Annotated in this window: 2 protein-coding genes; both read left to right on the top strand. The window is 65.3% G+C overall.

What is annotated here, in order from left to right:
* The first annotated feature begins 200 nt into the window (after positions 1-200).
* The gene (locus MKK52_RS17360) at positions 201-428 is read left to right on the top strand and encodes a hypothetical protein (protein ID WP_243955909.1); all 228 of its coding nucleotides are present in this window, start codon (positions 201-203) and stop codon (positions 426-428) included.
* A gap of 73 nt (positions 429-501) precedes the next feature.
* Positions 502-729, top strand: a complete 228-nt coding sequence (locus MKK52_RS17355) for a hypothetical protein (RefSeq protein WP_243955907.1) — start codon at positions 502-504, stop codon at positions 727-729.
* Positions 730-830 lie beyond the last annotated feature (101 nt).

Here is an 830-nt window from a genome sequence, read left to right as displayed (position 1 = left end):
AGGTGTTGGACACGCTACAACAGCAGTTACCTAGTCGATGCTCTATGGATCGAACGTACGATATGTGTGACCGCCGTGCCGGACAGACACGTAGGCCAGGGCTGGCCAGAACCGCCGAGGGCACCTTCGCTCCAGCGCCGGACGCTATTGCCGACGCCTGACGCTGGTCGGTTCAGCATGGCTCGTGGGTCGATGTCGCGTTGAAGGTCACGGACTGGTCCGAAGGGAAGTTCGACATCGAGACCGGCAAGACGAACGCCGTCATCACCCGCGCGATCAACGAGCCATCCACGCATCTGGCCGAGATCGTCGCCAAGGCCGCGCTCGCGTTGGACGACTTCGAGCGGTTCCGCATCGCCTATCGAACCTCACCCGGCCGACCTCATCGCCGCCGCTGGCCTTTCTCTCGAAACCCTGCCGGTCTCTGAACTGTGCGCGATCTACGACGCGGCCGACACTCTCAGCGCCGTAGCGTCCGCGCTCACCTGCCAGCCTAGGCAGATGGGCAAAGAAGGCTTCAACGGTGCCGGGGTCCTGACCGAGAGCATTGCTTTTGCCCTCCACGCGGCCTTGGAAGCTGCTGTGAAAGAGCTTCGGGGGCGCGTCCTTACGGATGCGTATGAGCAAGAGCGACGAGCCGCGACCCTCGCCCGCCTCACCATCGACAACGGCGACCCGGCCGAGACCGCCGCGTTCGCCCGCGAGCTTCTGGCGATGGTCGAGCGATAGCGCCGGCCTCGTCCACCCTCTCGCCCGGCCGCGCTGGTCGGGCCGCCCCTCTCCCCTTCCGAGATATCCCGATGTCCAACGTCGTCGCCTTCACGTCCCGC

The sequence above is a fragment of the Methylobacterium sp. J-067 genome (genome assembly GCF_022829465.1).
Taxonomy (GTDB): domain Bacteria; phylum Pseudomonadota; class Alphaproteobacteria; order Rhizobiales; family Beijerinckiaceae; genus Methylobacterium; species Methylobacterium litchii.
Note: the sequence above shows the minus strand (reverse complement) of the source record. Positions and strands in the feature narration are given on the sequence as shown.

Bases quoted from the DNA above. Each gene is read 5' to 3' on its own strand.
- MKK52_RS17355 (WP_243955907.1), top strand. From the start codon at position 502: ATGGGCAAAGAAGGCTTCAACGGTGCCGGGGTCCTGACCGAGAGCATT.